Source organism: Roseobacter ponti (genome assembly GCF_012932215.1).
Classification (GTDB): Bacteria; Pseudomonadota; Alphaproteobacteria; order Rhodobacterales; family Rhodobacteraceae; genus Roseobacter; species Roseobacter ponti.
Genome location: NZ_CP048788.1, coordinates 295657 through 322408 on the forward strand (window position 1 = coordinate 295657; position 26752 = coordinate 322408).

At 61.1% G+C, this 26752-nt stretch carries 26 protein-coding genes; 12 read left to right on the plus strand and 14 right to left on the minus strand.

The annotated features are described in order from the left end of the window. Positions 1-111: 111 nt before the first annotated feature. Positions 112-897: a phenylalanine 4-monooxygenase gene (locus G3256_RS01425; RefSeq protein WP_169639146.1), complete on the plus strand. Its 786-nt coding sequence runs from the start codon at positions 112-114 to the stop codon at positions 895-897. A gap of 46 nt (positions 898-943) precedes the next feature. Here G3256_RS01425 and G3256_RS01430 read toward each other — a convergent pair whose 3' ends face one another. The 3 genes from G3256_RS01430 to G3256_RS01440 all read right to left on the minus strand — a co-directional run bounded on the left by G3256_RS01430 (position 944) and on the right by G3256_RS01440 (position 5177). Further along, on the minus strand, positions 944-2095 hold the full coding sequence (locus G3256_RS01430; protein ID WP_169639147.1) for an SGNH/GDSL hydrolase family protein: 1152 nt from the start codon (positions 2093-2095) through the stop codon (positions 944-946). A gap of 257 nt (positions 2096-2352) precedes the next feature. Continuing rightward, positions 2353-4491 carry a polyribonucleotide nucleotidyltransferase gene (pnp, locus tag G3256_RS01435; RefSeq protein ID WP_169639148.1) on the minus strand — a complete coding sequence of 713 codons (2139 nt, stop codon included), beginning with the start codon at positions 4489-4491 and terminating at the stop codon, positions 2353-2355. 158 nt (positions 4492-4649) lie between these two features. Further along, positions 4650-5177, minus strand: coding sequence for an ASCH domain-containing protein (locus G3256_RS01440; RefSeq protein WP_169639149.1), 528 nt, complete (start codon positions 5175-5177; stop codon positions 4650-4652). A 273-nt stretch (positions 5178-5450) separates the two neighbouring features. Here G3256_RS01440 and G3256_RS01445 point away from each other — a divergent pair, with 273 nt between their 5' ends. Further along, the gene (locus G3256_RS01445; protein WP_169639150.1) at positions 5451-7250 is read left to right on the plus strand and encodes an NAD(P)/FAD-dependent oxidoreductase; all 1800 of its coding nucleotides are present in this window, start codon (positions 5451-5453) and stop codon (positions 7248-7250) included. Between the two features lie 108 nt (positions 7251-7358). Next, the gene (gene tpiA / locus G3256_RS01450) at positions 7359-8099 is read left to right on the plus strand and encodes a triose-phosphate isomerase (protein WP_169639151.1); all 741 of its coding nucleotides are present in this window, start codon (positions 7359-7361) and stop codon (positions 8097-8099) included. Positions 8100-8109: 10 nt separating this feature from the next. Here the strand turns inward: tpiA and G3256_RS01455 are convergent, their stop codons facing one another. The 9 genes from G3256_RS01455 to rbfA form a co-directional block, all read right to left on the minus strand. Further along, positions 8110-8538 (minus strand): two pore domain potassium channel family protein, encoded by a 429-nt coding sequence (locus G3256_RS01455; protein ID WP_169639152.1) that lies wholly within the window; start codon positions 8536-8538, stop codon positions 8110-8112. 62 nt (positions 8539-8600) lie between these two features. Next, positions 8601-9191, minus strand: coding sequence for a LysE family translocator (locus tag G3256_RS01460; protein WP_169639153.1), 591 nt, complete (start codon positions 9189-9191; stop codon positions 8601-8603). Positions 9192-9335: 144 nt separating this feature from the next. Next, positions 9336-9605 (minus strand): 30S ribosomal protein S15, encoded by a 270-nt coding sequence (rpsO, locus tag G3256_RS01465; protein WP_169639154.1) that lies wholly within the window; start codon positions 9603-9605, stop codon positions 9336-9338. 172 nt (positions 9606-9777) lie between these two features. Further along, the gene (locus tag G3256_RS01470; protein WP_169639155.1) at positions 9778-10464 is read right to left on the minus strand and encodes a hypothetical protein; all 687 of its coding nucleotides are present in this window, start codon (positions 10462-10464) and stop codon (positions 9778-9780) included. Between the two features lie 80 nt (positions 10465-10544). Beyond that, positions 10545-11066: a DUF1643 domain-containing protein gene (locus G3256_RS01475; RefSeq protein ID WP_169639156.1), complete on the minus strand. Its 522-nt coding sequence runs from the start codon at positions 11064-11066 to the stop codon at positions 10545-10547. A gap of 93 nt (positions 11067-11159) precedes the next feature. Beyond that, entirely contained in the window at positions 11160-11666 is a 507-nt protein-coding gene (locus G3256_RS01480) for a hypothetical protein (RefSeq protein WP_246227709.1), read from the minus strand. A gap of 186 nt (positions 11667-11852) precedes the next feature. Further along, entirely contained in the window at positions 11853-12764 is a 912-nt protein-coding gene (truB, locus tag G3256_RS01485) for a tRNA pseudouridine(55) synthase TruB (RefSeq protein WP_169639157.1), read from the minus strand. 74 nt (positions 12765-12838) lie between these two features. Continuing rightward, on the minus strand, positions 12839-13582 hold the full coding sequence (locus tag G3256_RS01490; RefSeq protein WP_169639158.1) for a phosphodiester glycosidase family protein: 744 nt from the start codon (positions 13580-13582) through the stop codon (positions 12839-12841). Next, complete coding sequence (gene rbfA, locus G3256_RS01495; protein ID WP_169639159.1) at positions 13582-13989, minus strand: 30S ribosome-binding factor RbfA; 408 nt, start codon at positions 13987-13989, stop codon at positions 13582-13584. Before rbfA ends, G3256_RS01490 begins: the two co-directional genes overlap by 1 nt. A gap of 88 nt (positions 13990-14077) precedes the next feature. Between rbfA and dapB the strand changes: the two genes are divergently transcribed. Further along, positions 14078-14896 (plus strand): 4-hydroxy-tetrahydrodipicolinate reductase, encoded by an 819-nt coding sequence (dapB, locus tag G3256_RS01500; protein WP_169639160.1) that lies wholly within the window; start codon positions 14078-14080, stop codon positions 14894-14896. A gap of 88 nt (positions 14897-14984) precedes the next feature. Next, a complete protein-coding gene (locus G3256_RS01505; RefSeq protein WP_246227712.1) occupies positions 14985-15344 on the plus strand; it encodes a dihydrodipicolinate reductase in 360 nt (119 codons plus the stop codon). A gap of 8 nt (positions 15345-15352) precedes the next feature. On the opposite strand, the gene G3256_RS01510 is transcribed toward G3256_RS01505, so the two are convergent. Beyond that, positions 15353-15664 (minus strand): DUF1674 domain-containing protein, encoded by a 312-nt coding sequence (locus G3256_RS01510; protein ID WP_169639161.1) that lies wholly within the window; start codon positions 15662-15664, stop codon positions 15353-15355. 85 nt (positions 15665-15749) lie between these two features. On the opposite strand from G3256_RS01510, the gene G3256_RS01515 reads away from it, so the two are divergent. The 7 genes from G3256_RS01515 (at position 15750) to G3256_RS01545 (ending at position 24289) form a co-directional block, all read left to right on the plus strand. After that, positions 15750-17015, plus strand: coding sequence for an RsmB/NOP family class I SAM-dependent RNA methyltransferase (locus tag G3256_RS01515; protein ID WP_169639162.1), 1266 nt, complete (start codon positions 15750-15752; stop codon positions 17013-17015). 108 nt (positions 17016-17123) lie between these two features. Continuing rightward, on the plus strand, positions 17124-18872 hold the full coding sequence (locus tag G3256_RS01520) for a heparinase II/III family protein (RefSeq protein ID WP_169639163.1): 1749 nt from the start codon (positions 17124-17126) through the stop codon (positions 18870-18872). An 18-nt stretch (positions 18873-18890) separates the two neighbouring features. Further along, positions 18891-20477 (plus strand): bifunctional phosphoribosylaminoimidazolecarboxamide formyltransferase/IMP cyclohydrolase, encoded by a 1587-nt coding sequence (purH, locus tag G3256_RS01525; protein ID WP_169639164.1) that lies wholly within the window; start codon positions 18891-18893, stop codon positions 20475-20477. Positions 20478-20486: 9 nt separating this feature from the next. Continuing rightward, positions 20487-20972: a signal peptidase II gene (gene lspA / locus G3256_RS01530; protein ID WP_425501502.1), complete on the plus strand. Its 486-nt coding sequence runs from the start codon at positions 20487-20489 to the stop codon at positions 20970-20972. A 51-nt stretch (positions 20973-21023) separates the two neighbouring features. After that, a complete protein-coding gene (locus G3256_RS01535) occupies positions 21024-21527 on the plus strand; it encodes a DUF3035 domain-containing protein (protein ID WP_169639165.1) in 504 nt (167 codons plus the stop codon). A gap of 111 nt (positions 21528-21638) precedes the next feature. Continuing rightward, positions 21639-22973, plus strand: coding sequence for a M16 family metallopeptidase (locus tag G3256_RS01540; protein ID WP_169642280.1), 1335 nt, complete (start codon positions 21639-21641; stop codon positions 22971-22973). Further along, positions 22970-24289, plus strand: a complete 1320-nt coding sequence (locus G3256_RS01545) for a M16 family metallopeptidase (RefSeq protein ID WP_169639166.1) — start codon at positions 22970-22972, stop codon at positions 24287-24289. The genes G3256_RS01540 and G3256_RS01545 overlap by 4 nt, the downstream gene beginning before the upstream one ends. Before the next feature lie 114 nt (positions 24290-24403). On the opposite strand, the gene G3256_RS01550 is transcribed toward G3256_RS01545, so the two are convergent. Continuing rightward, a complete protein-coding gene (locus G3256_RS01550) occupies positions 24404-26746 on the minus strand; it encodes an aldehyde dehydrogenase family protein (protein WP_169639167.1) in 2343 nt (780 codons plus the stop codon). Positions 26747-26752 lie beyond the last annotated feature (6 nt).

The window sequence follows — 26752 nt, forward strand, 5'->3', positions numbered from 1 at the left end:
AGATCCAATATGAAATATTATGATCAATATATAGCGAAATATCAGAAATAGGAAATAATTTCTCCCGGATTTCGGATGATTATGGGGCCGATCATTCAGGAGAATCAGAAAATGCCGCTGCGCGCAGATTACACCTCCAAGACGCCGGATGCGTCGGGCAGGTTTTCCTACACAGCAAAAGAGAATGATGTCTGGCAGCGGCTCTACACGCGTCAGATGGCGTCTCTCGGTCATCACGCCTGTGCGGCCTGGCTCGACGGGCGGGCAGCATTGGGCATCTTCGGCGATGCGGTGCCTCAGGTCGCAGACGTGGACCGGCGGCTCTCTGACCTCACCGGTGCCGGTGCGGAGCCGGTTGACGCACTCATTCCACAGGACGCATTTTCCAGGCTGCTTAGCCGCCGTCGCTTTCCGGTCGCGAATTTTATCCGGCGTCCGGAGCATTTTGACTATATTGAAGAGCCCGATATCTTTCACGAATGCTTCGGCCATTGCCCGATGATGGCGAATGAGCACTTCTGCCGGTTTGTCGAGGAGTTCGGCCGTGCGGCGCTGGCGCTTGGGCAAAAGCATTCTGCGCATCTTTTCCGGCTTTTCTGGTTCACCGTCGAATTCGGCCTGATCCGAGAACAGGGCGCGCGCAAGGCGTTCGGTGCCGGCATCATGTCGAGCCCGGGTGAGCTTGCGCATGCGATGTCAGAGGCGGCGCGGGTTGTGCCCTTTGATCTGATGACCGTACTGCGGACCCCCTACCGGATCGATATTCTGCAGCCGGTGTATTTTGAGATCAGCAGCTTTGCAGAACTCGCCGTCTGTCTTGAGCAGGATCTTGAAACGGTGCTGGAAGAGGCAAAAGCGCGGGGAGATCTTGAACCGCTATTTGACGCCGCGGCCTGACGAAACACTCCGGCGCTGAGCGCCGGAGCATCAGGTGCGGTTGCGATCAGGGCGCTGCGCGGGCCGTCTTTCTGCGACGGGCTATGACGCCAAACCCGGCAAGGCCGGCCAGCATCAGCGGCATTCCGGCCGGCAGCGGGACGGGTGAGACAGACTGCCGTGCGATCTCACCTGCTGCGAATTCTGCGAAATCAGCCTGAACGATGCGGTTGGGATGCACCGGGTCAATAAAGAGGAAAAGATCCGCGATTTCTTCCACGACAAGGGGCTCTCCGGTGACGGGGTTTACGCCGACCACGATGCAGTCCCCCACAGCAGGGTCCGCGCGCAGATTGAACGTGCAGGGCAGTGTCCCAGTGAGCAACCCGAGGCGGGACGGATCCGCCAGAAGATCATTAAAGTACGTGAACTGGTCGATCAGATAAACCGAAGCATCGGCGCGCAACGCGTCCAGTTCAGTCGAGAGCGCCCCGTTGAAGATGCTGGTGAGAGCGCTCGCGGCGGCCTGATTTGCCAGCGCTGAGTTAAGCGCTTCCTGCGCGGCTGCGACCTGATCGGCCGGCGCGTCGGTGGCATCCAGCAGGGCCAGTTCGCCCTGCGCCGCCAGTACGGGCAGGTTAAAGGCCGGGATCGCGCCGATATCCGGCAGGTTTGCCACAGCAAAATCATCAAACTGCGCGCCACCGAGCGTCTGAATATCGCGGATGCCGTCGGCAATGGAAGCTGCTACCGCGCGGACGCCTTCGGGTGTCAGAGTGCCGGCTGTGAGGCCCTGAAAAATGTCGTTCGCCCCGAAGAGCACGGAAACCAGCGGATTATCACCGGAAGAGCCGGCAAATGCGCTCAGCACCTGTGCCTGATTTCCGAATGTCGACAGCGAAACCAGTTGTGAAAGCTGAGGATCGGTTACCGTACCACCGGCGCTGTAGTCGGTTGCGTTGATGTCGCCCGCCGTGGCACCGCCGAGCGCGAAATTGAAATCTACCGCGAAGTTTTCTGCGATGATCTCTGTCCAGACGGGGCCATTGGAGAAGCGGCCGTCAACGCTGGGGGCTTTGAGCGCATCGCCAAGCTTGCCGTCATCGCTGAGGCTGTCGCCTGTCGCATAAAACGATGTGAAGGCATCGAAAACACTGGCGGCAGGGGCCGCAGTGCCGAGCGCGGCAAAACAGGCCGCAGAAAGTAACAGTTTACGCATGGTTTCCTCCCGGGGTTTCAGCGGCGAACTGCGCGGGACGTCGCTGTGCGGCGTCAGACTGCGCGCCGCAATTTGCAGGGAAGCTAGCGGTGCCGTTCCGGTCAGCAAGGAACAACGCAGCATTACCCAACGGAAATTACCGCAGGGTAAGGGGTGATAGCGGCCATGTTCCGCCTGAGATTTTGGGTTTTTGGAAACAATCCAACGAAAAAGGCCCCGCTGTTTCCAACGAGGCCTTTCGGTGGTTCTGTGCGGGCTTATTCGTCGGCCGGCGCTTCTTCTTTTTTGATCTCTTCGCCGGTCTCCTGATCGACGACTTTCATCGACAGACGCACCTTGCCGCGATCGTCAAAGCCCAGAAGCTTCACTTTTACTTCCTGGCCTTCTTTTAGCACATCCGAGGGGTGGTTCAGGCGACGGTTCTCGATCTGAGACACATGCACCAGACCGTCACGCTTGCCAAAGAAGTTCACGAAGGCGCCGAAATCGACGATCTTCACAACCGTACCGGTATAAACCTGGCCCTCTTCAGGCTCGGCCACGATGGCGTGGATCATGTCATAGGCTTTCTTGATCGAGTCGCCGTTGGGGCTCGCGATCTTGATGATGCCTTCGTCGTTGATGTCGACCTTGGCGCCGGAAACCTCGACGATCTCGCGGATTACTTTGCCGCCCGATCCGATGACTTCGCGGATTTTGTCGGTCGGCACCTGCATTGTCTCAATGCGCGGCGCGTGGATCGAGAAGTCCGCAGCACCGGTCAGCGCTTTGTTCATCTCGCCAAGGATGTGCAGACGGCCCGCTTTGGCCTGTGCCAGAGCTTTTTCCATGATCTCGGGCGTGATGCCTGCGATCTTGATGTCCATCTGCAGTGACGTGATACCGGCTTCGGTGCCCGCCACTTTGAAGTCCATGTCCCCGAGGTGATCTTCGTCGCCGAGGATGTCCGACAGGATCGCGTATTCGCCGTCATCCTCAAGGATCAGACCCATCGCAACACCGGCGACCGCGGATTTCAGCGGCACGCCCGCGTCCATCATGCTGAGCGACCCGCCGCAGACCGATGCCATCGACGAGGAGCCGTTGGATTCGGTGATCTCGGAGACCACGCGGATTGTGTAGGGGAAGTCTGTCGATGCCGGCAGAACCGCCTGCAGCGCACGCCACGCCAGTTTGCCGTGGCCGATTTCGCGACGACCCGGAGGGCCCACGCGACCAGCTTCACCGACAGAGTAGGGCGGGAAGTTATAGTGCAGCAGGAAGTTGGATTTGAAGTTGCCGTGCAGCGCGTCGATGAACTGCTCATCGTCGCCGGTGCCCAGCGTGGTCACGACGAGGCCCTGTGTCTCACCGCGGGTGAAGAGGGCAGAGCCATGTGTCCGGGGCAGCAGGCCCGTTTCACAAACGATATCGCGGATTTCATCAGTCGCGCGGCCGTCAATACGCTTGCCGGTCTTCACGACGTCACCGCGCAGGATGGAGGCTTCAAGGCCCTTCATCGCGGAGCCGAGGTTCGGGTCGGCCTGCTCTTCTTCGGACAGCTTCGAGAGGATCTCGTCGCGTGCCTTGCTGACGGCGGCAGTCCGTTCCTGCTTGTCTGTGAGTGCAAAGGCCGCGCGCATGGCTGCCTCACCCTCAAGTCTGACTTTAGCCGCAAGTTCCGAATAATCAGCGGGCTGGAAATCAAACGGCTCTTTCGCCGCGTCTTCAGCCAGACCGATAATCAGATCGACAACCGGCTGGATCTGCTCGTGGGCGAACTTCACCGCACCCAGCATCTCTTCTTCGGTCAGCTCATAGGCTTCGGATTCGACCATCATCACGGCGTCTTTGGTGCCGGCGACAACCAGATCAAGGCGCTGCTCGGGGTTCAGGCGCAGGTCCTGCATGTCGTCCACAGTCGGGTTCAGGATGTATTCGCCATCCTCGAAACCAACGCGGCAACCGCCGATCGGGCCCATGAATGGCGCGCCCGAGATGGTCAGCGCGGCAGAAGCCGCAATCATCGCAACCATGTCCGGATCGTTGACCAGGTCGTGTGAGAGAACGGTACACATCACCAGAACTTCGTTTTTGAAGCCGGGGACAAAGAGCGGACGCAGCGGCCGGTCAATCAGACGCGCGGTCAGCGTCTCTTTCTCGGTCGGGCGTGCTTCACGCTTGAAAAAACCGCCAGGCACTTTGCCGGCGGCGTAATATTTTTCCTGATAGTGCACGGTCAGCGGAAAGAAATCCTGACCGGGTTTTTGTTTCTTGGCAAAGGTGACGTTTGCCATAACGCTGGTTTCGCCAAGCGTTGCAATCACCGACCCGTCCGCCTGACGGGCCACTTTTCCTGTTTCCAGTGTGAGCGTTTCTTCGCCCCACTGCATGGATTTTTTCACTTCGTTGAACATCTGTGTTTCCTGTTTTGGCCCATTGGCCATTGCATAGGGGGCGAATTCCCCCTGACCCCGGTATCTTCTTTTGGCGGCGCTGAGGTCCGGGCGCCGGCTTTCAGATTGCGCGTACGTACACGAGAAACGGCCCTTTGGAAAGGGATGCTTTGACGCGGTCAGCCCTTGCGCACGGGCTTTGCAGGCGGGGTTTTATATGAGGGTTCCGCGTCGGGAAAAAGCGGCAGAGTGCGGGTGTCGCCGCGGTTGATATCAAAGCGTTTCATCCAGGGCTTTGGCGGTGCAATGGTGCCGCCGGGCTGCCATTTAAAGTAGCCCAGCTGGCCGGAGGCAGGGACGGGGCCGACCGGGCGCGGATCTGCCAGAACCAGACCTGCGGCTCCGCCGAACCATTCGCTGTCCGAGGCAGTGATGATCTCAGTGACTTTTACCGTGCCGATGATCGCCGAGCGCACCAGATCTTCGGGCCTCGGACAGGTTACACCGTGCTTTGCAAGACGCCAGTGTGCCCAGCGATATTCGTCTTCTTTCATACCCGAAGCGGCGTGGATGCAGATGGTGCCTGTGGTCATGCGCCCGGCCCGGATGGCTCCCATGGAGCGGTTTTCGATGACCTTGCCGCCGTGGATTATCGCCCAGGCCCACGGCTGGCGAACAGAGAGAGCAAGGCGCGGCAGGTTATCCATAGGCCGGAAATAGGGCAGGGGAAGTTAGGGGCAATAAACCGGACGGCTGCGCGACCGGATGCTGCGTGAGTTAAAACTTCACAACTGCCCGTTGCGCTGGCACAGTCGGAGTCTGCGATTTCAGACCGCGCGTCGCCGGCCCCCTGAGGCGGGCTGGTTCAGCGCCCCGGAAGGAGGCTCCGCAGGGGTCCGGGCGCGCCGCAGAGCGGTCTGATCATTGACGCGGAAAGGGCAGCCATAAACGCCCGTGATCTGTTTAACGGAGGAGAAACTATGCTTGATACAACCCATATTGATGAGGTCACCGCAACGCTTGATGCGTTCGGCGAGGCGCTGGCAGCAGGGGATATCGACAAGGCAGTGGCCTGTTTCACCGATGACTGTTACTGGCGCGATCTCGTCTCTTTCACGTGGAATATCAAAACGATGGAGGGAAGGGACTCCGTGCGCGAGATGCTGGAAAGCCAGCTGAGCCATGTGAAGCCTTCCGCCTGGGCGCCCGATGAGAACGAGCTCGTTGACCATGCCGATGGTCTGACCACCGCCTGGATCACCTTTGAAACCGACGTATCGCGCGGCTACGGCCAGGCGCGGTTGCGCGACGGCAAAATCTGGACGCTGCTGACCTCGATGACCGAACTCAAAGGGCATGAAGAGCCGCTCGGGTTCGAGCGGCCGCTGGGGGCCAAACACGGTGCGGGCAAGAACCGGACGACCTGGAAAGAAGAACGCGAGGCGGAAGAGGCCGAGCTTGGATATACCCGGCAGCCGCATACGGTGATTGTGGGCGGTGGTCAGGGCGGGATTGCGCTGGGGGCGCGGCTGCGCCAGCTCGGCGTGCCGACGATCATTATCGAGAAAAACGACCGACCCGGCGACAGCTGGCGCAACCGGTATAAATCGCTCTGCCTGCATGATCCGGTCTGGTACGACCACCTGCCTTACCTGCCGTTCCCGCCCAACTGGCCGGTTTTTTCGCCAAAGGATAAAATCGGCGACTGGCTGGAGATGTACACCAAGATCATGGAGCTGAATTACTGGACCCGCAGTACCTGCAAATCCGCGGAATACGACGCGGCGCGAAAGGAATGGACTATTGTCGTCGATCGTGACGGCGAAGAGGTCACGCTGAAACCAGAGGAGCTGGTTCTGGCCACCGGCATGTCGGGCAAGGCAAATGTGCCGGAGTTTCCCGGAATGGCGACATTCAAAGGCGATCAGCACCATTCCTCAAAGCACCCCGGACCGGATGCCTATAAGGGCAAAAAGGCGGTGGTCGTGGGCTCGAACAATTCGGCGCATGATATCTGTGCCGCGCTGTGGGAAAACGACGTCGATGTGACGATGGTACAACGCTCGACGACCCATATCGTCAAATCGGATTCGCTGATGGATATCGGTCTGAGCGCGCTTTATTCCGAGCAGGCGGTGGCCGATGGAATGACTACGCAGAAAGCGGATCTGACATTTGCATCAGTCCCTTACGCTATTCTCGCTGATTTCCAGAAACCTGTTTATGCCGCCATCAAGGAGCAGGATCAGGCGTTCTATGACGGTCTGGAAAAGGCGGGTTTCCGGCTTGACTGGGGGGCGGACGATTCCGGTCTATTTATGAAATATCTGCGCCGCGGGTCAGGGTACTACATCGACATCGGTGCCAGTCAGCTGATCATCGACGGCGAGATTAAACTGGCGCATGGCCAGGTAACCGAGATCGTTGAGGACGGTATGGTCCTGGATGACGGCACAAAGCTTGAGGCCGATCTGATTGTCTATGCAACGGGCTATGGCTCGATGAACGGCTGGGCTGCGGATCTGATCGGGCAGGACGTGGCCGATAAGGTGGGCAAATGCTGGGGGCTGGGGTCGGATACGCCCAAGGACCCGGGCCCCTGGGTTGGCGAGCAGCGAAATATGTGGAAGCCGACGCAGCAGGAAGGGCTGTGGTTTCACGGTGGCAACCTGCACCAGTCGCGGCATTATTCGCAGTTCCTGTCGCTGCAGCTCAAAGCACGCATGGAGGGGCTGGACACCCCGGTTTATGGCATACCGGAGACCCATCACACAGGCTGATCCTCTGTTTCGCGGAGCACGCGGCCGGAATGTCATGCCGGCCACGTGCGTTTCCCGCCCGTTTTTGATAGACGGCGCGAAACGGATTGAGTGACACGAGGAGTTCCCATGACGACACGCACCAGAATTGCCGCCGGAAACTGGAAAATGAACGGTACTGCCGCTGATCTGGCCGAGGTTGAGGCGATTGCGGCGACCGGCGCCCGGACGTCTGAGGTCGTAACGCTGCTGTGCCTGCCGGCCACGCTGATCGACCGGGCGCGCGGCTACGGGGTTTCGCTGGGGGGGCAGACCCTGCACGCGGCGACATCCGGTGCGCATACCGGGGATATCTCCGGGCAGATGCTGGTCGATGCCGGGGCGACGTATGTCATCGTGGGCCATTCTGAGCGCCGCACGGATCACGGGGAGAGCGATGCGGATATCTGCGCACAGGCCGAAGCGGCATGGGCCGCCGGGCTGACGGCTGTGATCTGTATCGGCGAGACCGAAGCACAGTACCGTGCCGGCGAAACCCTTGATGTGTTGCGGGGCCAGATTGAGGGGTCTGTGCCGCAGGGGGCGACGCCTGGCAATACGGTCATCGCCTATGAGCCGGTCTGGGCAATCGGTACCGGACTGACGCCTGAAGTCCCGGAAATTCAGTCAGTGCATGCGGAAGTGCGGGCCGCTCTCGGGGCTCATGTGCACGGGGGAGAGACCCTTTCGGTGCTTTATGGCGGATCGGTCAAGGCGGCGAACGCGGTCGGGATTTTCGCTCTGGATGATGTCGATGGCGGCCTTGTCGGCGGTGCATCGCTGAAAGCTGCTGATTTCGTGCCCGTCATAGAGGCGCTCGCCGCCGGCTGACGCCCTGCGGTCAGCGGGCGTCGTCGTCGAGAACGCGTGCGAAAATGCCGACCAGAAACGCCGTCGTCATGCCGAACATCAGGATTCCGGTGACTGAGATCATGGCGCCGAGGATCCGGAACTGTTCGGTGAGCACCACATCGCCGTATCCCAGCGTCTGGTAGGTGGCGAGAGCGAAATAAATCGGTTCTTCATAGCCCGGCAGTGCGCCGATCAGCCAGAGTGACAGCGCGCTGATATAGATCTGCAGCGTGTGCGAAATGATGGCCCCGAGAAACAGGAAACAGACCGTCATAATCTGATGTGTGCGGCTTTTGTCGGGCCCGAAATGGTCATCGTCCTTCAGGTGACGGATCATTTTTGCAATGATCAGGATATGCACCATCGCACAGGCCAGCAGCAGTGCGCCGCCAATACCAATCTGAATGAGAACGAGCATGAAATTCCGGTCGGGATCTGTTTCGGAAAATCTCTAACCGTTGTCTCCGGCGGAGTCCAACATCAGGACTGCGACCAGGCCGCGAGGGCGACGACGATCATCATTGACAGGGCCATTGCGATGTTAATGGCACGCTGGGCCCGTTCAGGCAGGTTCATGCGTTGCAGGGAAATTCCCAACCAGAGCCAGGCAAAGTGAATTGGAATCCAGATGGCGTTCACGATGAGAAATTTCAGCGCAATTTCGGCAGCGTAATTGCCGGGCCAGAAACTGAAACCGGTGAAAAGCGCGGTGTTCACGGCATAGGCTTTGGGATTGATCGCCTGCAGCACAATGCCGCCGCCGATGCCCGGCGGGCTCGCCCGTTCGATAAAGGCGATCCTGCTGCCGGCAAAAGCGATTCGGAAGGCCAGCCAGGCCAGATAGCTGACCGAAGCAATAAACAGCAGCGTGCGCAGCCGGTCATCGGCCAGGAGTGCCGCGGTGAGGCCGCTGACAACAGCCAGACAAACGAGGTTAGTACCGACAAAAAGCCCCGCGACATAGCGGGTGCCGGCGGCAGCCCCGAATGCAGCGCCCACACCGGCGGTTGATAAAACACCCGGGCCCGGCGTGATAATCAGGAAAAAGACGGCAGCAGCGAATGTCAGCATGGGCGCATACTATGGGCTGGGACAGCGGGGTAAAGACCTCTGTGGTCAAAGAAAAACCGCGCCCCCGGGGCGCGGTTCAGTCGGGAGCGATAACGGCCCCTTTTGTTGTCGGTGCGGCGGCCTGGTGGGCAGCCGGTGCCGCGCTTATCTGCGCAGACCGAGGCGCTTGATCAGATCCTGATAGCGGCTCTCGTCTTTGCCTTTGACATAGTCGAGGAGCTTGCGGCGTGTTGCCACCATCTTGAGCAGACCACGGCGGCCGTGGTTGTCTTTTTTGTGTGTCTTGAAATGCTCGGTAAGTGTAGCGATGCGCGAGCTCAGGATTGCAACCTGTACTTCGGGCGAACCGGTATCGCCTTCTTTGGTGGCGAAATCTTTCATAATGCGCGACTTGTCTTCTGCGGTAATCGACATCGGGGTCCCCTTTCAAAAAGAGTTTCAGGAATGGCGCAGGCCGGGATGTCGTCCAGCTCAGGCCCGTGGAGATTCTGCCGGCAAAAGGATTCCCGACAGCGATGGGCGCGTATAGTCAGCTCTGAGAGAAATGGCAAACGCTGAATCGCATGTGTCGCAGCGGGGGCCGGCGTCAGGCCGGTGCGAGACCCGCGATCATCGCGGAGCTCAGTGGTATCACGGTCAGGTCCTGTGCCTCCAGTGCCGGCTCGCCATAGATTTCCGCAACGCTTGAGCCGTTCATTGTGACATGCATCACTTCGGGGTCATAGGGATCAGGCGCAACACCAACCCGGGGTTCACCCGCGCTGTCGGCCAGGTCGTCCCAGACCACCACCAGGCTGTCGGACCCGGGCGTGTAATCGAGCGGCTCGGACGGTGTGCCCTGCATGATCCAGTCGCCAAGTTTTACGGAAGGTTGTGCCTCAGGGGCGGGGGCATCGGCGAAATCTGCAATACCTTCAACCGGTTCCGGAAGATCAGGCTCCGGACCCTCATCTGCGGGCCAGGTGGACATCCATTCGCGACCTGCCGCGGTTTCTTGCGCGAAAACCGCACCTGTATCCGGCAGAGGTTCTTCAAACATATCATAAAGGTAGTCGTCGCTCTCGTCATACGCCTGAGCGGCATCTTCCGTTTCCGCTCCGTTCCAAAGCCCGTCGATGGTATCGAGTATATTGCCGTCGTTCAGGTCGGAGAAATCGTCTGTTTCGTTTTCAGGGGATGACGTGTCTTCATCGGTTTCGATATCAGTTTTGGTGACGACGAATGACGCGGCACCCGCGCCCACCAGTCCGGCAAGGCCCATCAACCACATCATTGCAGGTTCACCTCATGCTCAATACCCCCGGACGGATCCGGCACCACAGGCAGTCTTAACGGCGAATTCCTACTCTTCGGTTAACCGGTGGCAACCGGATCCCATCGCTCGGGTCTGCGGGCATAGGGCAGATAGAGCGGATGCCTCGGATGCCCGTCCTTTGTCAGTCCGAGATGCCAGAGGGCGGTTCCCGCACCGGCGAGCATACGCGCCACGAGGGGACCGCGGTTGCGATGCGCGCCATGCACGCCCCAGGCGGCGATCACCCGGTCCGCCCGGGCTGCAGCGCGCAGCAGGACCGCGTCATTATCCTCGCCCACCGGCGTGGGCGCTTTGCGCATGCCAAATGGGTCGGTGTCGCGCCAGGCAAAAATGTTCGTCACGCTGAAAGCGCCGTATCCGAGCGCGCGTGCGCGTGCTTCGCAGCGGGCCACGGTCGGGTCGTTCTGCACCTCATCGGCAACAGACGGATTGAGCATGATAAAATTCAGCCGTTCCGCTTCCGGGTCCCAGACGCGGCTCAGGCAATAACGATAGGCCCCGCAGTCGGAATACTCAGCTTCGGAGCGCGTCGTGTCTGTGTTGTGAATGCGAACGAACATGGGCCGGTCCGGCGTAACCTCTGCGTGTGGTCACCCTGGCAGAAAAGCCGCCCTTCGGAAAGGACGGCTTTGCTACTGCGGGGAAGTCTGCTGTCAGGCTGCTGCGACAGCGCGGCGGCCGGGCAGGTCAAAGACTTCGCCGCGTGTCTCCAGGATCGCGGCCGCCACAAGAGCATAAAGCACGTGCCCCCAGAGTGCGACCCAGGTGATGCCTGTGAACCCGAGGAAAGGTTTCATGCCGACCACCAGATGTGCCATGCCATAAAGCGCAAAGACCCAGAGGGCGACGCCATAGACGGCGGCTGTCACGCTCCAGTGCAGGTTTGGCAGCACGGCGCGCTGCACCGGGCGGGCAACCAGATAATATCCAAGCACATAAAAGATCAGTCCGGTCAGCGTGTGCAGCAAATGTGCGGCACCGGCGGGGTTTGAACCGAAAACGGCCTTGAGCGTGCCGCCGGCGAGACCCACAGGCGCGAGTTTAGCGTATCCTGCAAGCGGGCTGAGGGCCTGCCCGAAGGCATCAAAGGCAATGGTGGCGAATGCCCCCGCGGTCAGAATGGTGAGGGCCGTGCGTTTCAGATCAGTGGTGTCAGTCATATCAGTCTCTCCTTTTTGGCTATATGCATTGTTCTGACACCGATATGACGGCTGCGGCGACGCGCGCCTACCGCCCTCACGCAGGCCTTACCTGCGCGTCGCGAACCGTAACAATTTCTGTAATAATCAGCTGTTTCTGCTGACATCCGCGCGAGTTTTGCGACATACTGAAATATTAGGAACCGGTCAGTCCTGAATTTTCAGGACGCGGGTCGGGTGCAGTTCGCCCGATCTGTAAGTTCCCACCGCAACGGCACGCCCGTCAAAGGACGCCCAGCAGGTATCGCCGTATTCCACGCCAGGGGCCATCACCATGCCGGGATTGCCATTGCGCAGCCGGACCGCACCTTCCTGTGTGGCCCGGACTTCGGGCAGATCAGTAAAAGCGATCTCAAGCGGTTTGATGTGCGCATCAAGCGCTGGGGTTTTCGCCATCTCGTCGATCTGTTGCAGGGTGAGGCCATCCGCAGCGTCAAAGGGTCCCGACCAGGTCCGGCGCAATTCGCGCACATGGCCGAAACATCCCAGAGCAGCGCCAAGGTCGCGCGCAACCGAGCGGACATAGCCGCCTTTGCCGCAGACCATTTCCAGCATCACGTGATCAGCATCCGGCCGGTCGGTCAGCAACAGGCTGTCAACATAAAGCGGTCGCGCTGCGATCTCCATTTCTTCACCGTCCCGGGCGCGTTTATAGGCCCGCTCCCCGTCGATCTTTACCGCTGAAAACTGCGGCGGCACCTGTTCAATATCGCCAATAAAGCTTTGCAGGGCTTCTTTGATCGCCTCATCATCCGGGCGCAGATCGCTTTGCGCGATCACCTCGCCTTCGGCATCATCAGTGTTGGTGGCTTGCCCGAGCCGCACCGTGAACTCATAGGCTTTGAGTGCATCGGTGACATAGGGCACTGTTTTGGTGGCCTCCCCGAGTGCGACAGCCAGAACGCCCGTTGCATCGGGATCCAGTGTCCCGGCGTGTCCTGCTTTCTTTGCGTCAAAGGCCCAGCGGACTTTGTTCACCACCGAGGTCGATGTGATGCCTGCCGGTTTATCCACCACCAGCCAGCCTGAAATATCGCGGCCTTTGCGTCTGCGTCCCATGGTACCCTCGTGTCTGAACGTCGCCGCGCTCCTTACAGGCACAACAGCGTGGTGGAAACAGGAATTGCGGCGGCCTAGCGCGCGGGTCTGGTGATGCCGACAATCGGGCCAAGACGAAAGCCCAGATCATTGCGCCCGAGATCAGGTGCATAGAGGCGGGAAATTCTGCCATCGAAATAAAGCGCCTGGGGCATCTGCAGGTGATCGCGAAAGAGCAGGCCAAAAGTGTGAAAGTTCACCGGCGCCCCGGAAATGGCAAAGATCACCTTCTCGCCGTCTGCGGAGGTGCCAACCCCGTTGCGGATGTATTTCGACGTGCCGTCTTCGAGAAAGCGCGGATGCAGCGCCCCGTCAATCACCAGCATCGGCCCGGACTGCGTTGCATCCCGGCACGGCGGGTTTTCGGCCAGGAACCGGCCTGTTTCGATAACATCCGCGCGCCCGGACCTTACACAGAAAACACCATTGGGCAGCAGTCCGAAATTACCAGGGCCGGCGCTGGTGATGACGCGCATTTTCTCCTCGCCGTTTTCGACATAGTGGCCGACGGGCGCGCGATCGTCGTGATACATGCCGGCATTCATGGCAAAGACAAGCTCGAGCCCCTGCGATTCAAGGGCCGCGTCGATGGTATAAAACTGACCGTAGACCGCCCCGCTGTCGTCTTCCAGAAAAAGCCGGATATCATCTTCGCGCGCGTCGGCCTCGCAGATGGTATATGTTTCGCCCAGAAAAGTATCTGTGCGGCACTCAACAGCGCCTGCGGACGTGGCCATCAGGGTCAGGCAGACGACCAGGGTCCCTGCCGCGCCGCGCATCAGGCGTCACCTTCTCCGCTGGTGTCACGCAGAACGGTGTCCTGCTGCAGCATGCGGCGGGTTTCGTCCATCTGGTCAAATGTCTTATCGAGCCGGAACCGCAGATCGGGCGCAAACTTGAGCGCGAGCTTTTTCGACACCAGCCTGCGCAACTCACCTTTGTTGCGTGACAGCAGGCTGATCACCTCATCCTGACCGGTGCCCCCCAGAGGAAGCACATAGGCAGTTGCGATCCGCAGGTCGGGAGAGGTCCGGACCTCGCCCACGGTGATGGACATGCGGTTCAGGTCAGGGTCATGCACGTCGCCGCGGGCCAGCACCTCTGAGAGGGACCGGCGGATCAGTTCGCCCACACGCAACTGCCGCTGAGACGGGCCTGAGCCCTCGTGAAATCTGTTCTTGGCCATGATCCTCATCTAAGCGGTCTGCCGCCCTTTGCCAAGCAGGCGCGGCCACGCTATGACGCAGCGTGCAGCGCAAAAAAGGAAGTGCGACATGGATCAGCCTTTGAAAACCGTGATCACGGGCGTGTCGGGCCGGATGGGGCGCATGCTGGTCGCAACGATCGCTGACAGCGACAGGACGGTGGTGAGCGCTGCGGTCGAACGCGCCGGCCACGACTGGATAGGGCGCGATCTTGGCGAGGTGCTTGGCGGCGCACCCACGGGCGTTACCGTGACAGATGATATCGCACTGGCGCTGCAGGGAGCTGATGCCGTGATTGATTTCACAGCACCAGCGGCAACAATTGCCTTTGCGCGGGCCGCAGCAGAGGCCGGTGTGGCCCATGTCATCGGCACAACAGGCATGACAACAGATGATATCGCACAGCTTTCCGGCCCGGCGGAGCGCACGGTGCTGGTGCGCGCCGGCAATATGAGCCTCGGGGTGAACCTGCTGGTTCAGCTGACAAGGCGGGTCGCTGCAGCGCTGGACGAGGATTACGATATCGAGATTATCGAATCCCATCACAACCAGAAGGTCGATGCGCCCTCAGGAACGGCTCTGATGCTGGGCGAGGCCGCAGCTGCTGGCCGCGGCGTGGCGCTTGAGGATGTCTCCGACCGGGGACGTGACGGGATCACCGGCGCGCGTACCCGCGGTGACATCGGCTTTGCCGCCATTCGCGGGGGCGATATCGTTGGCGAGCACGATGTGATGTTTGCCGCCACAGGCGAGCGCATCACCCTGCGCCATGTGGCGTCAGACCGCTCGGTCTTTGCCAGGGGCGCGGTAAAAGCTGCCCTCTGGTCGCGCGGAAAACCGCCCGGTGCCTATGATATGCTGGACGTTCTGGGCCTGTCGGAAGACTGATCCGGCGGCGCGGAAAATCTGCAGCTCATTGTGAACCAGAGGGCGCTGTCAGGCGTATACAATACATCACACGATCCAGGAGGTCTGAATGATGCGTATTGCTACCCTGTCTTTTGTCGCCGCGCTTGCGGTATCGGCCACACCTGTGCTGGCCGAATTCACCAAAGTTGACGATCAGTCAGAATTTGTGGCGCTTGTCGCCGGCAAAGAGCTCAAGCGCCCCTTCGTGAACCTTGAAGTTTCGCCCGACGGGCAGATCACCGGTCGGGGTGCCGCATGGCCTGTGTCCGGCGAATGGACCTGGAAAGACGGCTTTTTCTGCCGCGATCTTTTCTGGGGCGAAGACGCGCTGGGATATAACTGCCAGGAAGTCAAAGCCGCGGGCGATCGTGTGATCTTCACATCTGATCAGGGTGCGGGTGATTCCGCCGAATTCCGCCTGCGCTGAGGCGCGGCTCAGAAATCGACAGCAATCCCTTTGTTTTCCCAGTCGCCGTAGCGCACGGGCTCCGGGCCATCACGTCCGCCGAGTTCCGGGGGCAGGTCGGTTGATCCGGCCGCTGCCCTGCGCTCTGCTGCCTCCTGAAGAGCCCGTCGTGCGGCCGGGGGTAAATCCGGCTCGGGCGTCGGTGTGGGATCGTTCGGGGCTGGCGGGATAGGTTTGTCGCCAGGTTTTGGATTGCCCGGCACATCAGGCGCGGGGTCAGGCTGCTTTGGTGGTACAGGGTCCTGCGACGGATCGCCGGGACCGGGTTTTTCGACTGGCATGGCACATGTCCTTTCCGGTTATACTTGATATACGTCGCCCTTTCGCGCAGACAACCCGCCAGATCCACTCTCAGCCAGGTGCCAGATGTCAGATACAGGAGTTCCCGCGCGCTTGAGCGCTGTTTACATGCTAGATCAGGTGCTTGGTGAAGGCCGGCTGATGTCCGAACTGCTGGGGGCCGGGGTGCTCGACAAACTGCCCGTTGAAGACCGCGCGCGCGCTGCCCGTCTGGCGCAGGACACTCTGCGCAGTCTTGAGCGGGCGGATCGCATTCTTCAGAAACATCTCTCAAAATACCCGCCGCTGACTGTCCGCAATGCGCTGCGGGTCGGCGCGGTCGAGCTTTGCCAGGGCGCTGCCGCGCACGGTGTGGTCAACGCAATGGTCGAGGTGGTGTCGCGGCAAAAGAACTTCGGCCACCTTAAGGGGCTGACAAATGCGGTTCTGCGCAAAGTCGCAGCCGACGGCCCGGAGGCCTGGGCTGCACTGCGGGCTCCACGCCTGCCGAAATGGCTGCGCGGCCCCCTCGTTGAAGCCTGGGGCGCAGAGGCGATCGGAGCGATGGAAGTTGCGCATTTCGCCGGCGCGCCGCTTGATCTGACTGCGAAAAGCGATCCGAAGGCTGTGGCGGATGCCACAGGCGGCGTACTTTTGCCGAACGGGTCGGTGCGTGTGTCAGATGCCGGACAGGTATCAGCCATGCCCGGTTTTGACGCCGGGGACTGGTGGGTTCAGGACGCGGCCGCCGCCGTGCCGGTTCAGGTGCTCGCCCCTGTTGCCGGAGAACGCGTGCTCGATCTTTGCGCCGCGCCAGGTGGCAAAACCATGCAGATTTCCGCCAGCGGTGCGCAGGTGACGGCAGTGGACGAGTCTCCCTCGCGCATGAAACGCGTCGGGGAGAACCTCGTGCGCACCGGGCTGAAAGCCGATCTGATCGTTGAGGATGCACGGGCTGTGACCGGCAGTTATGACGCGTGTCTGCTCGATGCGCCCTGTTCGGCCACAGGCACGATGCGGCGTCACCCCGACCTGCCACATGCCAAGGACGGATCGGAGTTCGGTGACCTGATTGATCTGCAGGAACAGCTTATTGATCATGCCTGGAGCCTCGTCAGGCCCGGCGGGCGGCTGGTTTTCTGCACCTGTTCTCTGTTGCCGGACGAAGGCGAAGTGCAGATTGACGACGCGCTGCTGAGACATGCGGATATGACCGTAAACACTCCGGTGCCCGACGGTATCGACCCGGCGTGGATCACCAGCGAAGGCGGGCTGCGGCTCAGACCGGATTACTGGGCGGACAAGGGCGGCATGGACGGGTTCTACATCGCGCGTCTGGACAAATCTGCCTGAGACGCATGCCGCAATCAGTGGCGGGCTGACAAAGCCGGTGACTCGCCGCCTGCCGCAGGTTATCATCTGGTCAAAGCGCCGCGAGAGCGTCCCAAGGCAGAGTATCAGATGTCCGGAACCTACAGTTTCGCCGCGAGAAAAGTACATTTTCTGAACCGCTGGCACGCGCGTCGCGTCGGCAGGATGAAGGCGCGCGCGGTTGGATTTGTCTCTGCACCCGAACCCCGCACCATCGGCAGTTTTGCGCGTGGCCGTCAGCTGATGGCCGGCAACTTTCTCTTTGCGGGGCATCTGGTCGAGCAGAAAGACGCCGATATCTGGGATCTGCCTGCGCCCAACGAAGACTTTGTGCGCGAACTGAACGGTTTTGCCTGGCTTGACGATCTGGCTGCTGTCGGTGACGGGCCCGCACGCGATGCAGCACAGCGCTGGCTCCGGGGGTGGATCGATCGGTCCGGCCGGGGCCGCGGGCCGGGCTGGACCCCGGATCTGACCGGGCGGCGGCTCATCCGCTGGATCAACCACGCGATTTTTCTGCTGCGCAACACTGAAGCCGAAGAGAGCCACGCATTCTACGGCAGCCTCTACCGCCAGACTCATTTCCTTTCCAGCCGCTGGCAGGGGGCGGCACCGGGTCTGCCCCGGTTCGAGGCGCTGACGGGGTTGATCTATGCCGGGCTCGCACTGGAGGGCATGGAGACGATGGCCATGCCCGCGGTTAACGCGCTGGCCCGGGAATGCCGGACACGGATTGATGATCAGGGCGGGTTGCCGACACGTAACCCGGAAGAACTGCTGGAGGTTTTCACGCTGCTCACCTGGGCGGGCGCGGCCTTGTCCGATGCGGGACATGCGGTGCCCCCCGATCACGTTGCGGCCATCGGGCGCATCGCACCGACGCTGCGCACGCTGCGCCATTCTGATGGCGGGCTTGCGCGGTTTCACGGGGGCGGGCGCGGCGCCGAAGGCTGGCTCGATCACGCGCTGGCGCAGGCTCAGGTCAGGGGCCGCCAGCCGGACGGCCTGTCGATGGGCTATGCGCGGCTTTCGGCAGGACGCACGAGCGTGGTGATGGACGCCTCGCGCCCTCCCTCGGGTGCGGCCTCTTACAATGCGCACGCCTCGACGCTGGCCTTCGAACTCACGTCGGGCCGGCGTCCGCTTGTGGTTAACTGCGGATCAGGCCGGACCTTTGGCCCGGACTGGCGGCGTGCGGGCCGGGCGACACCGTCACATTCGACCCTGTCGCTGGATGGTTATTCCAGCGCCCGTCTTGGGGCGGCCGACCGCAACAGCGGACGCGAGCCGCTGATCGAGGGGCCGACCCATGTGCCCATCGAGGTCGGTCACGCCTCTGATGGTCTGCGCTTGCAATCGGGGCACAACGGGTTCACGCCGACGCACGGGCTGACCCATGCCCGGACACTTGAGATGACCTTTGACGGTCGTGCGGTCGCGGGCGAGGACATGCTGCTGGCGATGGAGAGTGCGGAGAAACGCCGTTTTGACCGGGCGATGGACGCGGCAGGGCTGGGCGGTATCGCCTTTGACATCCGCTTCCATCTGCACCCGGAAGTCGATGCCACCATCGATCTTGGCGGGGCGGCGATTTCCATGGCGCTTAAGAGCGGCGAGATCTGGGTGTTCCGGCACGACGGCACGCAGAAACTGACGCTGCAGCCATCGGTTTACCTTGAGACCGGCCGTCTGAAGCCGCGCGGGTCAAATCAGATTGTCCTTTCGGGTCGGGCTATGTCATATGCCACCCGTGTCCGCTGGTCCTTGTCCAAGGCGCAGGAAACTGCGATTGGCGTCCGGGATCTCAGCCAGGATGCGCCAGATCTGACCGACTACTGACCATAAGGACCAGAGCCCATGACCGACCTCGTCCCGCTGCGCCGCGCGTTGCTTTCCGTATCTGACAAAACCGGGCTGGCGGAACTGGGACAGGCGCTTGCGACCAGGGGTGTTGAACTCCTTTCGACCGGCGGCACGGCAAAGGCGCTGCGCGAGGCCGGGCTGTCAGTGAAAGACGTCTCGGAGGTTACAGGCTTTCCCGAGATGATGGACGGACGTGTGAAAACGCTGCATCCGGTGGTGCATGGCGGGCTGCTCGCGCTGCGCGACAACGATGAGCATGTGGCGGCGATGGACACACACGGCATCGGCGCAATCGACCTTGTGGTGGTGAACCTATATCCCTTTGAGGCAACCGTGGCCCGGGGGGCGGGCTATACCGAAGCTATCGAAAATATCGACATCGGTGGGCCCGCGATGATCCGTTCGGCAGCCAAAAACCACGGGTTTGTGACGGTGGTGACGGATGTTGAGGATTACGAGCCGTTGCTCGAAGAGCTTGATCGCCACGACGGGCACACGGGGTACGCCCTGCGCCAGCGCCTTGCACAGACGGCGTATGCGCGGACCGCCGCCTATGATACTGCCGTCAGCTCCTGGATGGCGGGAGAGACCGGCCCAACACCGCGGCGGCGAGCTTTTGCCGGCACGCTCGCGCAGGAGCTGCGCTATGGCGAGAACCCGCACCAGCAGGCATCGTTTTACCGGGACGGCTCCGCGCGTCCGGGCGTGGCAACGGCAAAACAGCATCAGGGAAAAGAACTGAGCTATAACAACATCAACGATACCGATGCCGCCTTTGAGCTTGTCAGTTCGTTTGATCCGGCCGACGGGCCCGCCTGCGCGATCATTAAACATGCTAATCCCTGCGGCGTGGCGCGCGGTGCGACACTTAAAGAAGCCTATACCCGCGCGTTTGACTGTGACCGCACATCGGCGTTTGGCGGTATCATCGCGCTGAACCAGCCGCTGGACGCGGACACCGCGGCCGAGATTGCCGGTATTTTCACCGAAGTCGTGATCGCGCCCGGTGCCGATGAGGGGGCCATGCGCGTTTTCAGCCAGAAGAAAAACCTGAGGCTGCTGACGACAGACGGTCTGGCCGATCCGCACGCGGCGGGTATTGCGGTGCGGCAGGTGTCGGGCGGTTATCTGGTGCAGGACAAGGATGTGGGCAGTATCACTGAACATGATCTGAAAGTGGTGACGAAACGCGCCCCGACAGAGCAGGAGATGGCCGATATGCTCTTTGCCTGGACGGTTGCCAAGCATGTGAAATCAAACGCGATTATCTATGTCAGAGACGGTGCGACGGTCGGCGTGGGGGCCGGGCAGATGAGCCGGGTGGACAGCACGCGCATCGCGGCACGTAAAGCGCAGGATATGGCTGAAGCCATGGGGCTTGATGCACCGCTCACAAAAGGGTCGGTTGTGGCCTCGGATGCGTTTTTCCCGTTTGCGGACGGGCTGGTGACGGCGGCAGAGGCGGGCGCAACCGCGCTTATTCAGCCTGGCGGGTCGATGCGCGACGATGAGGTGATCGCGGCAGCGGATGAGGCGGGGCTGGCGATGGTGTTCACCGGCATGCGCCACTTCCGGCACTGAGGTCGGGGCGTGCGTCTGATCCTGTGGATGGCTGCCGTGGCGTTTGTCGTGGACCAGCTCAGCAAATACCTGGTGATCCATGTGATGGAGCTCTGGCGGATCAGGTCGGTTGACGTTCTGCCGCCGGTCCTGAATTTTCGCTATGGCGAAAACCGGGGCATTAATTTCGGCCTCTTCGGGGACGGATCGGAAGCGAGCCGCTGGGTGCTGATCGGTCTCGCGGTCGTGATCTGCGCGGGCGTGCTGATCTGGGCGCGACGCACGGCGCTGCCCCGTATGGCGCAGGCGGGTGCGGGGCTTCTTGTTGGTGGTGCGCTGGCCAATGTGCTTGACCGGCTGCTTTACGGTTATGTGCTGGATTTCCTCAACATGTCCTGTTGCGGGTTCAACAACCCCTTTGTCTTCAACCTCGCTGATGTTTTCATTTTTGCCGGTGCGATTGCGCTGGTGTTCTTTGCGCCCGACCATAAGACCACTTCCAAAAAAGGTCAGTGACATTTACCGCCCGGCTGTCGTATCACAAGCGGGAGGTTGAGGAGAGTACACATGCGCCGGATTATGGCTCTTGTTCTGATAGCGGGTAGTTTGAGTGCCTGTGCAAATACCGGTCTGCGCCAGCTGAGCCCCAGTTCGCGGGGCCCGGATGAGTTTCTTGTGGAGCCCAAAGCGGAGCTTCAGCAACCGGCCGATTATTCATCGCTGCCGACGCCCACGCCGGGCCGGTCCAACCTGACCGACAATAATCCGGGGGCGGACGCTGTGCTGGCACTTGGTGGCCGGCCCTCCGACCCGAACGCTGCGGTGCCTTCATCCGACGGCGCGCTGGTCACGGCGGCGTCGCGCTTTGGCGTGACACCGGGTATCCGGACCGAGCTTGCGCAGGCAGATGCAGAATTCCGTCGCAGGCAGTCACGCTTTACCCAATACCGGATATTCCCCGAAGACCGGTATAACCGTGCCTACAGCCGCCAGACGCTTGATGCGGAAGAAACTGCACGGCGCTGGCGTCAGGCCGGTGCACGTACGCCAAGCTTTCCGCCCTACAACTGATCAGGGCTGAGGCTTTACCTCACAATCGTGCGGGGATCACTTGAACCGCAGCTTATCCGGCGTAGGTATCGGTCAGCCGAAACACGGAATTCATCCGGGAGCCTGATGATGATGTTGAGACGAATAGCACTTGTCGCTGTGGCCATAACGGCGCCGTTGCTGGCCCGGGCGGATAACGAGGCCGTCACCACCTTTGCGCTTGATAACGGAATGCAGGTGGTCGTCGTTGAAGACCACCGCGCGCCCGTCGTGCAGCACATGGTCTGGTACCGGGCCGGTTCTGCGGATGAGCCGCCGGGCTCTTCGGGTGTGGCGCATTTTCTCGAACATCTGCTTTTCAAAGCCACGGATGATCTGGAGGCCGGAGAGCTGTCTTCCACGGTCGCGCGCAACGGCGGGCGGGACAATGCCTTTACCTCTTATGATTATACGGCGTATTTTCAGCGGGTTGCAGCCGACCGGCTGGAGCTGATGATGCGCATGGAATCAGACCGGATGCGCAATATCCGCCTGACCGAAGAAAACATCGCCACCGAGCGCGACGTGATCATCGAAGAGCGCAATCAGCGCACAGAGAACAACCCCGGCGCATTGTTCGGGGAACAGATCTCGGCCGCGCAGTATCTCAACCATCGCTATGGCGCGCCTATCATCGGCTGGATGCACGAGATGGAATCGCTGGATATGGAAGACGCGCTGACCTTCTATGATGTCTATTATTCGCCAAACAATGCCATTCTGGTGGTCTCGGGCGATGTGACGCCGGAAGAGGTGCGCACACTGGCAGAGACTTATTATGGTGTGATCCCTGCCAATCCGGCGCTGCCGGAACGTGTGCGCTCACAGGAGCCGCCGCAAACCGCCGCGCGGCGTCTGGTCTTTGAGGACGCGCGGGTTGCGCAGCCCTATGTGCGCCGGTCATATCTTGCGCCCGAACGGGATCCCGGCGACCAGGAGCGGGCCGCAGCACTGACCATTCTGAGTGAGATACTGGGGGGCGGGACGACCTCCTTTATGGCCGAAGAGCTGCAGTTCAACAGCAGGATCGCAACCTACACGGCGGCCTTTTACCGTGGGGTTTCGCTGGATGATGCGACCTTCAACGTGATCGTTGTGCCGCAGGAGGGCGTCAGTCTTCAGGAGGCGGAAGACGCTATGGATGCCACGCTTGCGAAGTTCCTGGCGGAGGGCGTCGACTCTGAGCAGCTTGAGCGTATCAAACTGCAGATCCGGGCCGATCAGATCTATTCGCGGGACGATGTGGACCGCATAGCCAACCGTTACGGACAGGCGCTGTCGTCGGGTCTGACGGTTGAGGATGTGCAGGCCTGGCCGGACATTCTGGAAGCGGTCACGGCAGAAGACATTATCGAAGCCGCGCGCGACGTTTTTGACATTCGGGCATCTGTTACCGGCTGGCTTATGCGAGAGGAGGTTACCCAATGATCCGTTTTGTAATGATGTTCTGTGCGGCACTCTTTCTGGCGGTGCCGGCAGGTGCTGCGGTCGAGATCAAAGAAGTGGAATCACCCGGTGGCCTCAAGGCCTGGCTGGTGGAGGACCATTCCATCCCTTTCGCTGCGCTGGAGATCCGGTTTCGCGGTGGCGCGTCGCTTGATCTGCCGGGCAAACGCGGGGCCGTGAGCCTGATGACCTATCTGCTTGAAGAAGGAGCCGCGGACAAGGATGCCCGCGCCTTTGCGCGCGCCGCCGAAGAGCTTGCGACTACGCTGAGTTTTGACATCGGCGACGACGCATTGTCAGTGTCGGCCCGGTTTCTGACTGAGAACCGTGATGCCTCGGTGGCTCTGCTGAGATCAGCGCTTCTGGAGCCGCGCTTTGACGAAGATGCGATTGAGCGGGTGCGGGGCCAGGTGATTTCGGGTATCCGGTCGGACGCCAAAGACCCCAATGACATTGCCGGGCGCACGATGGATCAGATTGCTTTCGGCGATCATCCCTATGCGACGTCGCCCGACGGGACGGTGGAAAGCGTTGCGGCGCTGACACGGGATGATCTGATTGCGGCACACGGGGCGGTCCTGGCCCGGGACCGCATCTACATCGGTGCGGTGGGTGACATCACCGAAGAGGAGCTCGCGGCGCTGATGGACACGCTTCTGGGTGATCTTCCGGAGGCCGGCGCTCCGATGCCGGAACGTGCGGAAGTCAGTATTCCGGGCGGTGTTACGGTTGTGCCCTTTGACACCCCGCAGTCTGTCGCGCTTTTCGGCCAGCCTGGCATTGCGCAGGACGATCCTGACTATTTCACCGCCATCGTTCTGAACCAGGTGCTGGGCGGCGGGTCTTTTGAGAGCCGGCTGATGACGGAAGTGCGTGAGAAACGCGGGCTGACCTATGGCGTCTATTCCTATCTGGTGCCCAAGGATCTGGCAGAGGTTTATTTCGGGTCGGTCAGCTCAGCCAATGACCGCATTGCGGAAGCCATCGATGTGATCCGGGACGAGTGGCGCAAAGCGGCGACAGAGGGTGTCACGGCAGAGGAACTGGCGGATGCCAAGACCTATATGACCGGTGCCTATCCGCTGCGGTTCGACGGCAACGGGCCGATTGCGCGGATCATGGTGGGCATGCAGATGCTGGGTCTGCCCGTGGATTACATCGCAACGCGCAATGACCGCGTGGAAGCGGTGACACTCGAAGACGCAAAGCGCGTGGCCGGGGAACTCCTCGATCCCGACGGTCTGCATTTTGTGGTGGTGGGCCAGCCGGTCGGACTTGAGTCAACACCGGCAAACTGAGCCCCTGTTAAAAGGAGGCGCTGACGCGCCACGTCATGTCCCCGGCCCTGTGCGGGCCGGGTGCTGTCGCGGAATACGCGTGTTTCGCGAACACGAGGCGTTGCGCCTTCAGCGTTATTCGCCGTAGGGGACCCAGATGTTCCTGATCTCCGTCGCGGCTTCGAGAAATGCGCGGCCCTGTCCTTCGGCACCGGACCAGTCGCGGGCCCGACCGTTGTTGACCCAGGTCCGCTTTAGGTTGGAGGCGGAGGCTTTCTCGACCGTTTCTGACAGCGCCACTTTGCCAAAGGACCAGACTGCATCGACATCCATATGACCGGCGAGCGGTTTTGCGAGGTCTGCCTGCGGACCCGTCAGGATATTGACCACACCGGCGGGCACGTCGGAGGTTTCGAGCACCTGGATGAAGTCCGTGGCGGCCAGCGGGAAAGGTTCGGAGGCGCTCAGGATGACCCGGTTGCCCATCGCAATTGCGGGCGCCATGCAGGAGATCAGCCCGAGCAGCGGCGCCTCAGACGGACAAAGAATGCCGATCACACCGACGGGTTCTTTCATCGCAAGTGCGACGCCCCGGACCGGCACGCCGTGTATCTGGCCGTCGTATTTGTCGGCCCATGCAGCCCAGGTGAAAAGCCGGCTGATGGTTGTGCCGACTTCTTTTTCGCCCGATTTACCGCCCTGCATGTCATTCAGTCTGCGGGCAAAGTCATCTCTGCGTGCAGCGAGATTTTCCGCGATGTAATAGAGAATCTGTGCCCGGAGATGGCCCGTGGTACCGGACCACCCTTTTGCTGCATGAGCGGCCTCGACGGCGTTGCGGACATCTTTGCGCGCGGCCAGTGAGATATGGCCCAGCAGAGTGCCGGATTTGCCATGGACCGGGGCCGAATACCCCCCGTCAGGACGCGCCTGTTTCCCCCCGATATAGAGCTTGGCAGTCCGGTCAACGCTGTCGCCGCTCGGACCGCTGCCCTCGAAGGGGGCGATGTTTTTGAGGGCTTTTTCTTTGCCTTTGGGGCGCGTGTAGGACGCCAGGCCTTCCCAGCCGCCCTCCCGGCCGAAGCCACTTTCACGCACGCCGCCGAACCCTGCCGCTGCATCCATCATATTGGTACCGTTCACCCAGACGATGCCCGCAGCGAGCTTTGGCGCGATATCGAGCGCAAGATTGATGTTCTCGCTCCAGATGGTCGCGGCCAGCCCGTAGCGCGTGTTGTTGGCAATCGCTATGGCCTCGGCAGGTGTCCGGAAGGTACAGGAGACCAGCACCGGCCCGAAAATCTCCTCCTGCATCAGCGTATCGGCCGGGTTAAGCCCGGTGATCAGCGTCGGGGGATAGAAACAGCCACCGGCAGGCAGAGCTCCTTTTGCGACATAGGTGTCGCCGGCTGTGTTACCCGCCACCAGAGAGGTGATTGTTCTGAGCTGCACCGGATCAACGATCGCGCCCACGTCGATGCTTTTGTCGAGCGGGCTGCCCAGACGCAGTTTGTCCATGCGGGCGCGCAGTCTGGCGTAAAAGGCATCGGCCACGGGCTCATGCACCAGCAGCCGGGAGCCCGCGCAGCAGACCTGGCCCTGATTGAACCAGATTGCATCCACCAGCCCTTCAACCGCTGAGTCAAGATCGGCGTCATCGAACACGATGTAGGGAGATTTGCCTCCGAGCTCGAGTGTCAGCGCCTTGCCACTCCCTGCGGTGGACTCGCGGATCTTCCGACCGACGGCGGTGGACCCTGTGAAAGCCACTTTGTCGACCTCGGCGGCCACGATCATCTCGCCCACAGCGCCGTTACCGGTGACGATATTCACCACGCCTTCCGGCAGGCCCGCCTCGCGGCAGATATCGGCAAAGAGCAGTGCGGTGAGGGGCGTGTATTCTGCGGGTTTGAGCACAACGGTATTGCCCGTCGCAAGCGCCGGCGCGATTTTCCAGGCGAGCATGAGTAGTGGGAAGTTCCACGGGATGACCTGGCCGCAGACACCGAGCGCGCGACGGTCCGGCAACTCGTCTTCCATCAGCTGCGCCATGCCGGCGTGAAAGTAAAAATGTCTCTGGACCAGAGGAATATCGATGTCACGGCTTTCCCGGATCGGTTTGCCGTTGTCCATCGTCTCCAGCACGGCAAAAAGCCTGCTGTGTTTCTGCAGGAGCCGGGCAAGAGCATAGAGCGCTTTTGCCCGGGCGTGGCCACCGGCCTTTTCCCAGCCCGGCTGCGCCCGACGGGCGGCGGCCACGGCGGCATCCACATCTTTCTGCGTGCCCTGGCTTACCCGCGCCAGCACCTCGCCCGTAGCCGGGTTTCGGGTCTCGAAGGTTTTGCCGGGGCCGGTGAAGGCACCATTGATGTAGTGGCCGAATTTGCCTTTATGCGCCGCCACCCAGGCCAGCGCCTGATCCGGGCTTTCAGGGGCTGCGCCATAGTCCATTGTTTCAAAGATTTCGGAGACGGTCATGTGCCG

Bases quoted from the DNA above. Each gene is read 5' to 3' on its own strand.
- G3256_RS01425 (WP_169639146.1), top strand. From the start codon at position 112: ATGCCGCTGCGCGCAGATTACACCTCCAAGACGCCGGATGCGTCGGGC.
- G3256_RS01430 (WP_169639147.1), bottom strand. From the start codon at position 2,095: ATGCGTAAACTGTTACTTTCTGCGGCCTGTTTTGCCGCGCTCGGCACT.
- pnp (WP_169639148.1), bottom strand. From the start codon at position 4,491: ATGTTCAACGAAGTGAAAAAATCCATGCAGTGGGGCGAAGAAACGCTC.
- G3256_RS01440 (WP_169639149.1), bottom strand. From the start codon at position 5,177: ATGGATAACCTGCCGCGCCTTGCTCTCTCTGTTCGCCAGCCGTGGGCC.
- G3256_RS01445 (WP_169639150.1), top strand. From the start codon at position 5,451: ATGCTTGATACAACCCATATTGATGAGGTCACCGCAACGCTTGATGCG.
- tpiA (WP_169639151.1), top strand. From the start codon at position 7,359: ATGACGACACGCACCAGAATTGCCGCCGGAAACTGGAAAATGAACGGT.
- G3256_RS01455 (WP_169639152.1), bottom strand. From the start codon at position 8,538: ATGCTCGTTCTCATTCAGATTGGTATTGGCGGCGCACTGCTGCTGGCC.
- G3256_RS01460 (WP_169639153.1), bottom strand. From the start codon at position 9,191: ATGCTGACATTCGCTGCTGCCGTCTTTTTCCTGATTATCACGCCGGGC.
- rpsO (WP_169639154.1), bottom strand. From the start codon at position 9,605: ATGTCGATTACCGCAGAAGACAAGTCGCGCATTATGAAAGATTTCGCC.
- G3256_RS01470 (WP_169639155.1), bottom strand. From the start codon at position 10,464: ATGATGTGGTTGATGGGCCTTGCCGGACTGGTGGGCGCGGGTGCCGCG.
- G3256_RS01475 (WP_169639156.1), bottom strand. From the start codon at position 11,066: ATGTTCGTTCGCATTCACAACACAGACACGACGCGCTCCGAAGCTGAG.
- G3256_RS01480 (WP_246227709.1), bottom strand. From the start codon at position 11,666: ATGACTGACACCACTGATCTGAAACGCACGGCCCTCACCATTCTGACC.
- truB (WP_169639157.1), bottom strand. From the start codon at position 12,764: ATGGGACGCAGACGCAAAGGCCGCGATATTTCAGGCTGGCTGGTGGTG.
- G3256_RS01490 (WP_169639158.1), bottom strand. From the start codon at position 13,582: ATGCGCGGCGCGGCAGGGACCCTGGTCGTCTGCCTGACCCTGATGGCC.
- rbfA (WP_169639159.1), bottom strand. From the start codon at position 13,989: ATGGCCAAGAACAGATTTCACGAGGGCTCAGGCCCGTCTCAGCGGCAG.
- dapB (WP_169639160.1), top strand. From the start codon at position 14,078: ATGGATCAGCCTTTGAAAACCGTGATCACGGGCGTGTCGGGCCGGATG.
- G3256_RS01505 (WP_246227712.1), top strand. From the start codon at position 14,985: ATGATGCGTATTGCTACCCTGTCTTTTGTCGCCGCGCTTGCGGTATCG.
- G3256_RS01510 (WP_169639161.1), bottom strand. From the start codon at position 15,664: ATGCCAGTCGAAAAACCCGGTCCCGGCGATCCGTCGCAGGACCCTGTA.
- G3256_RS01515 (WP_169639162.1), top strand. From the start codon at position 15,750: ATGTCAGATACAGGAGTTCCCGCGCGCTTGAGCGCTGTTTACATGCTA.
- G3256_RS01520 (WP_169639163.1), top strand. From the start codon at position 17,124: ATGTCCGGAACCTACAGTTTCGCCGCGAGAAAAGTACATTTTCTGAAC.
- purH (WP_169639164.1), top strand. From the start codon at position 18,891: ATGACCGACCTCGTCCCGCTGCGCCGCGCGTTGCTTTCCGTATCTGAC.
- G3256_RS01535 (WP_169639165.1), top strand. From the start codon at position 21,024: ATGCGCCGGATTATGGCTCTTGTTCTGATAGCGGGTAGTTTGAGTGCC.
- G3256_RS01540 (WP_169642280.1), top strand. From the start codon at position 21,639: ATGTTGAGACGAATAGCACTTGTCGCTGTGGCCATAACGGCGCCGTTG.
- G3256_RS01545 (WP_169639166.1), top strand. From the start codon at position 22,970: ATGATCCGTTTTGTAATGATGTTCTGTGCGGCACTCTTTCTGGCGGTG.
- G3256_RS01550 (WP_169639167.1), bottom strand. From the start codon at position 26,746: ATGACCGTCTCCGAAATCTTTGAAACAATGGACTATGGCGCAGCCCCT.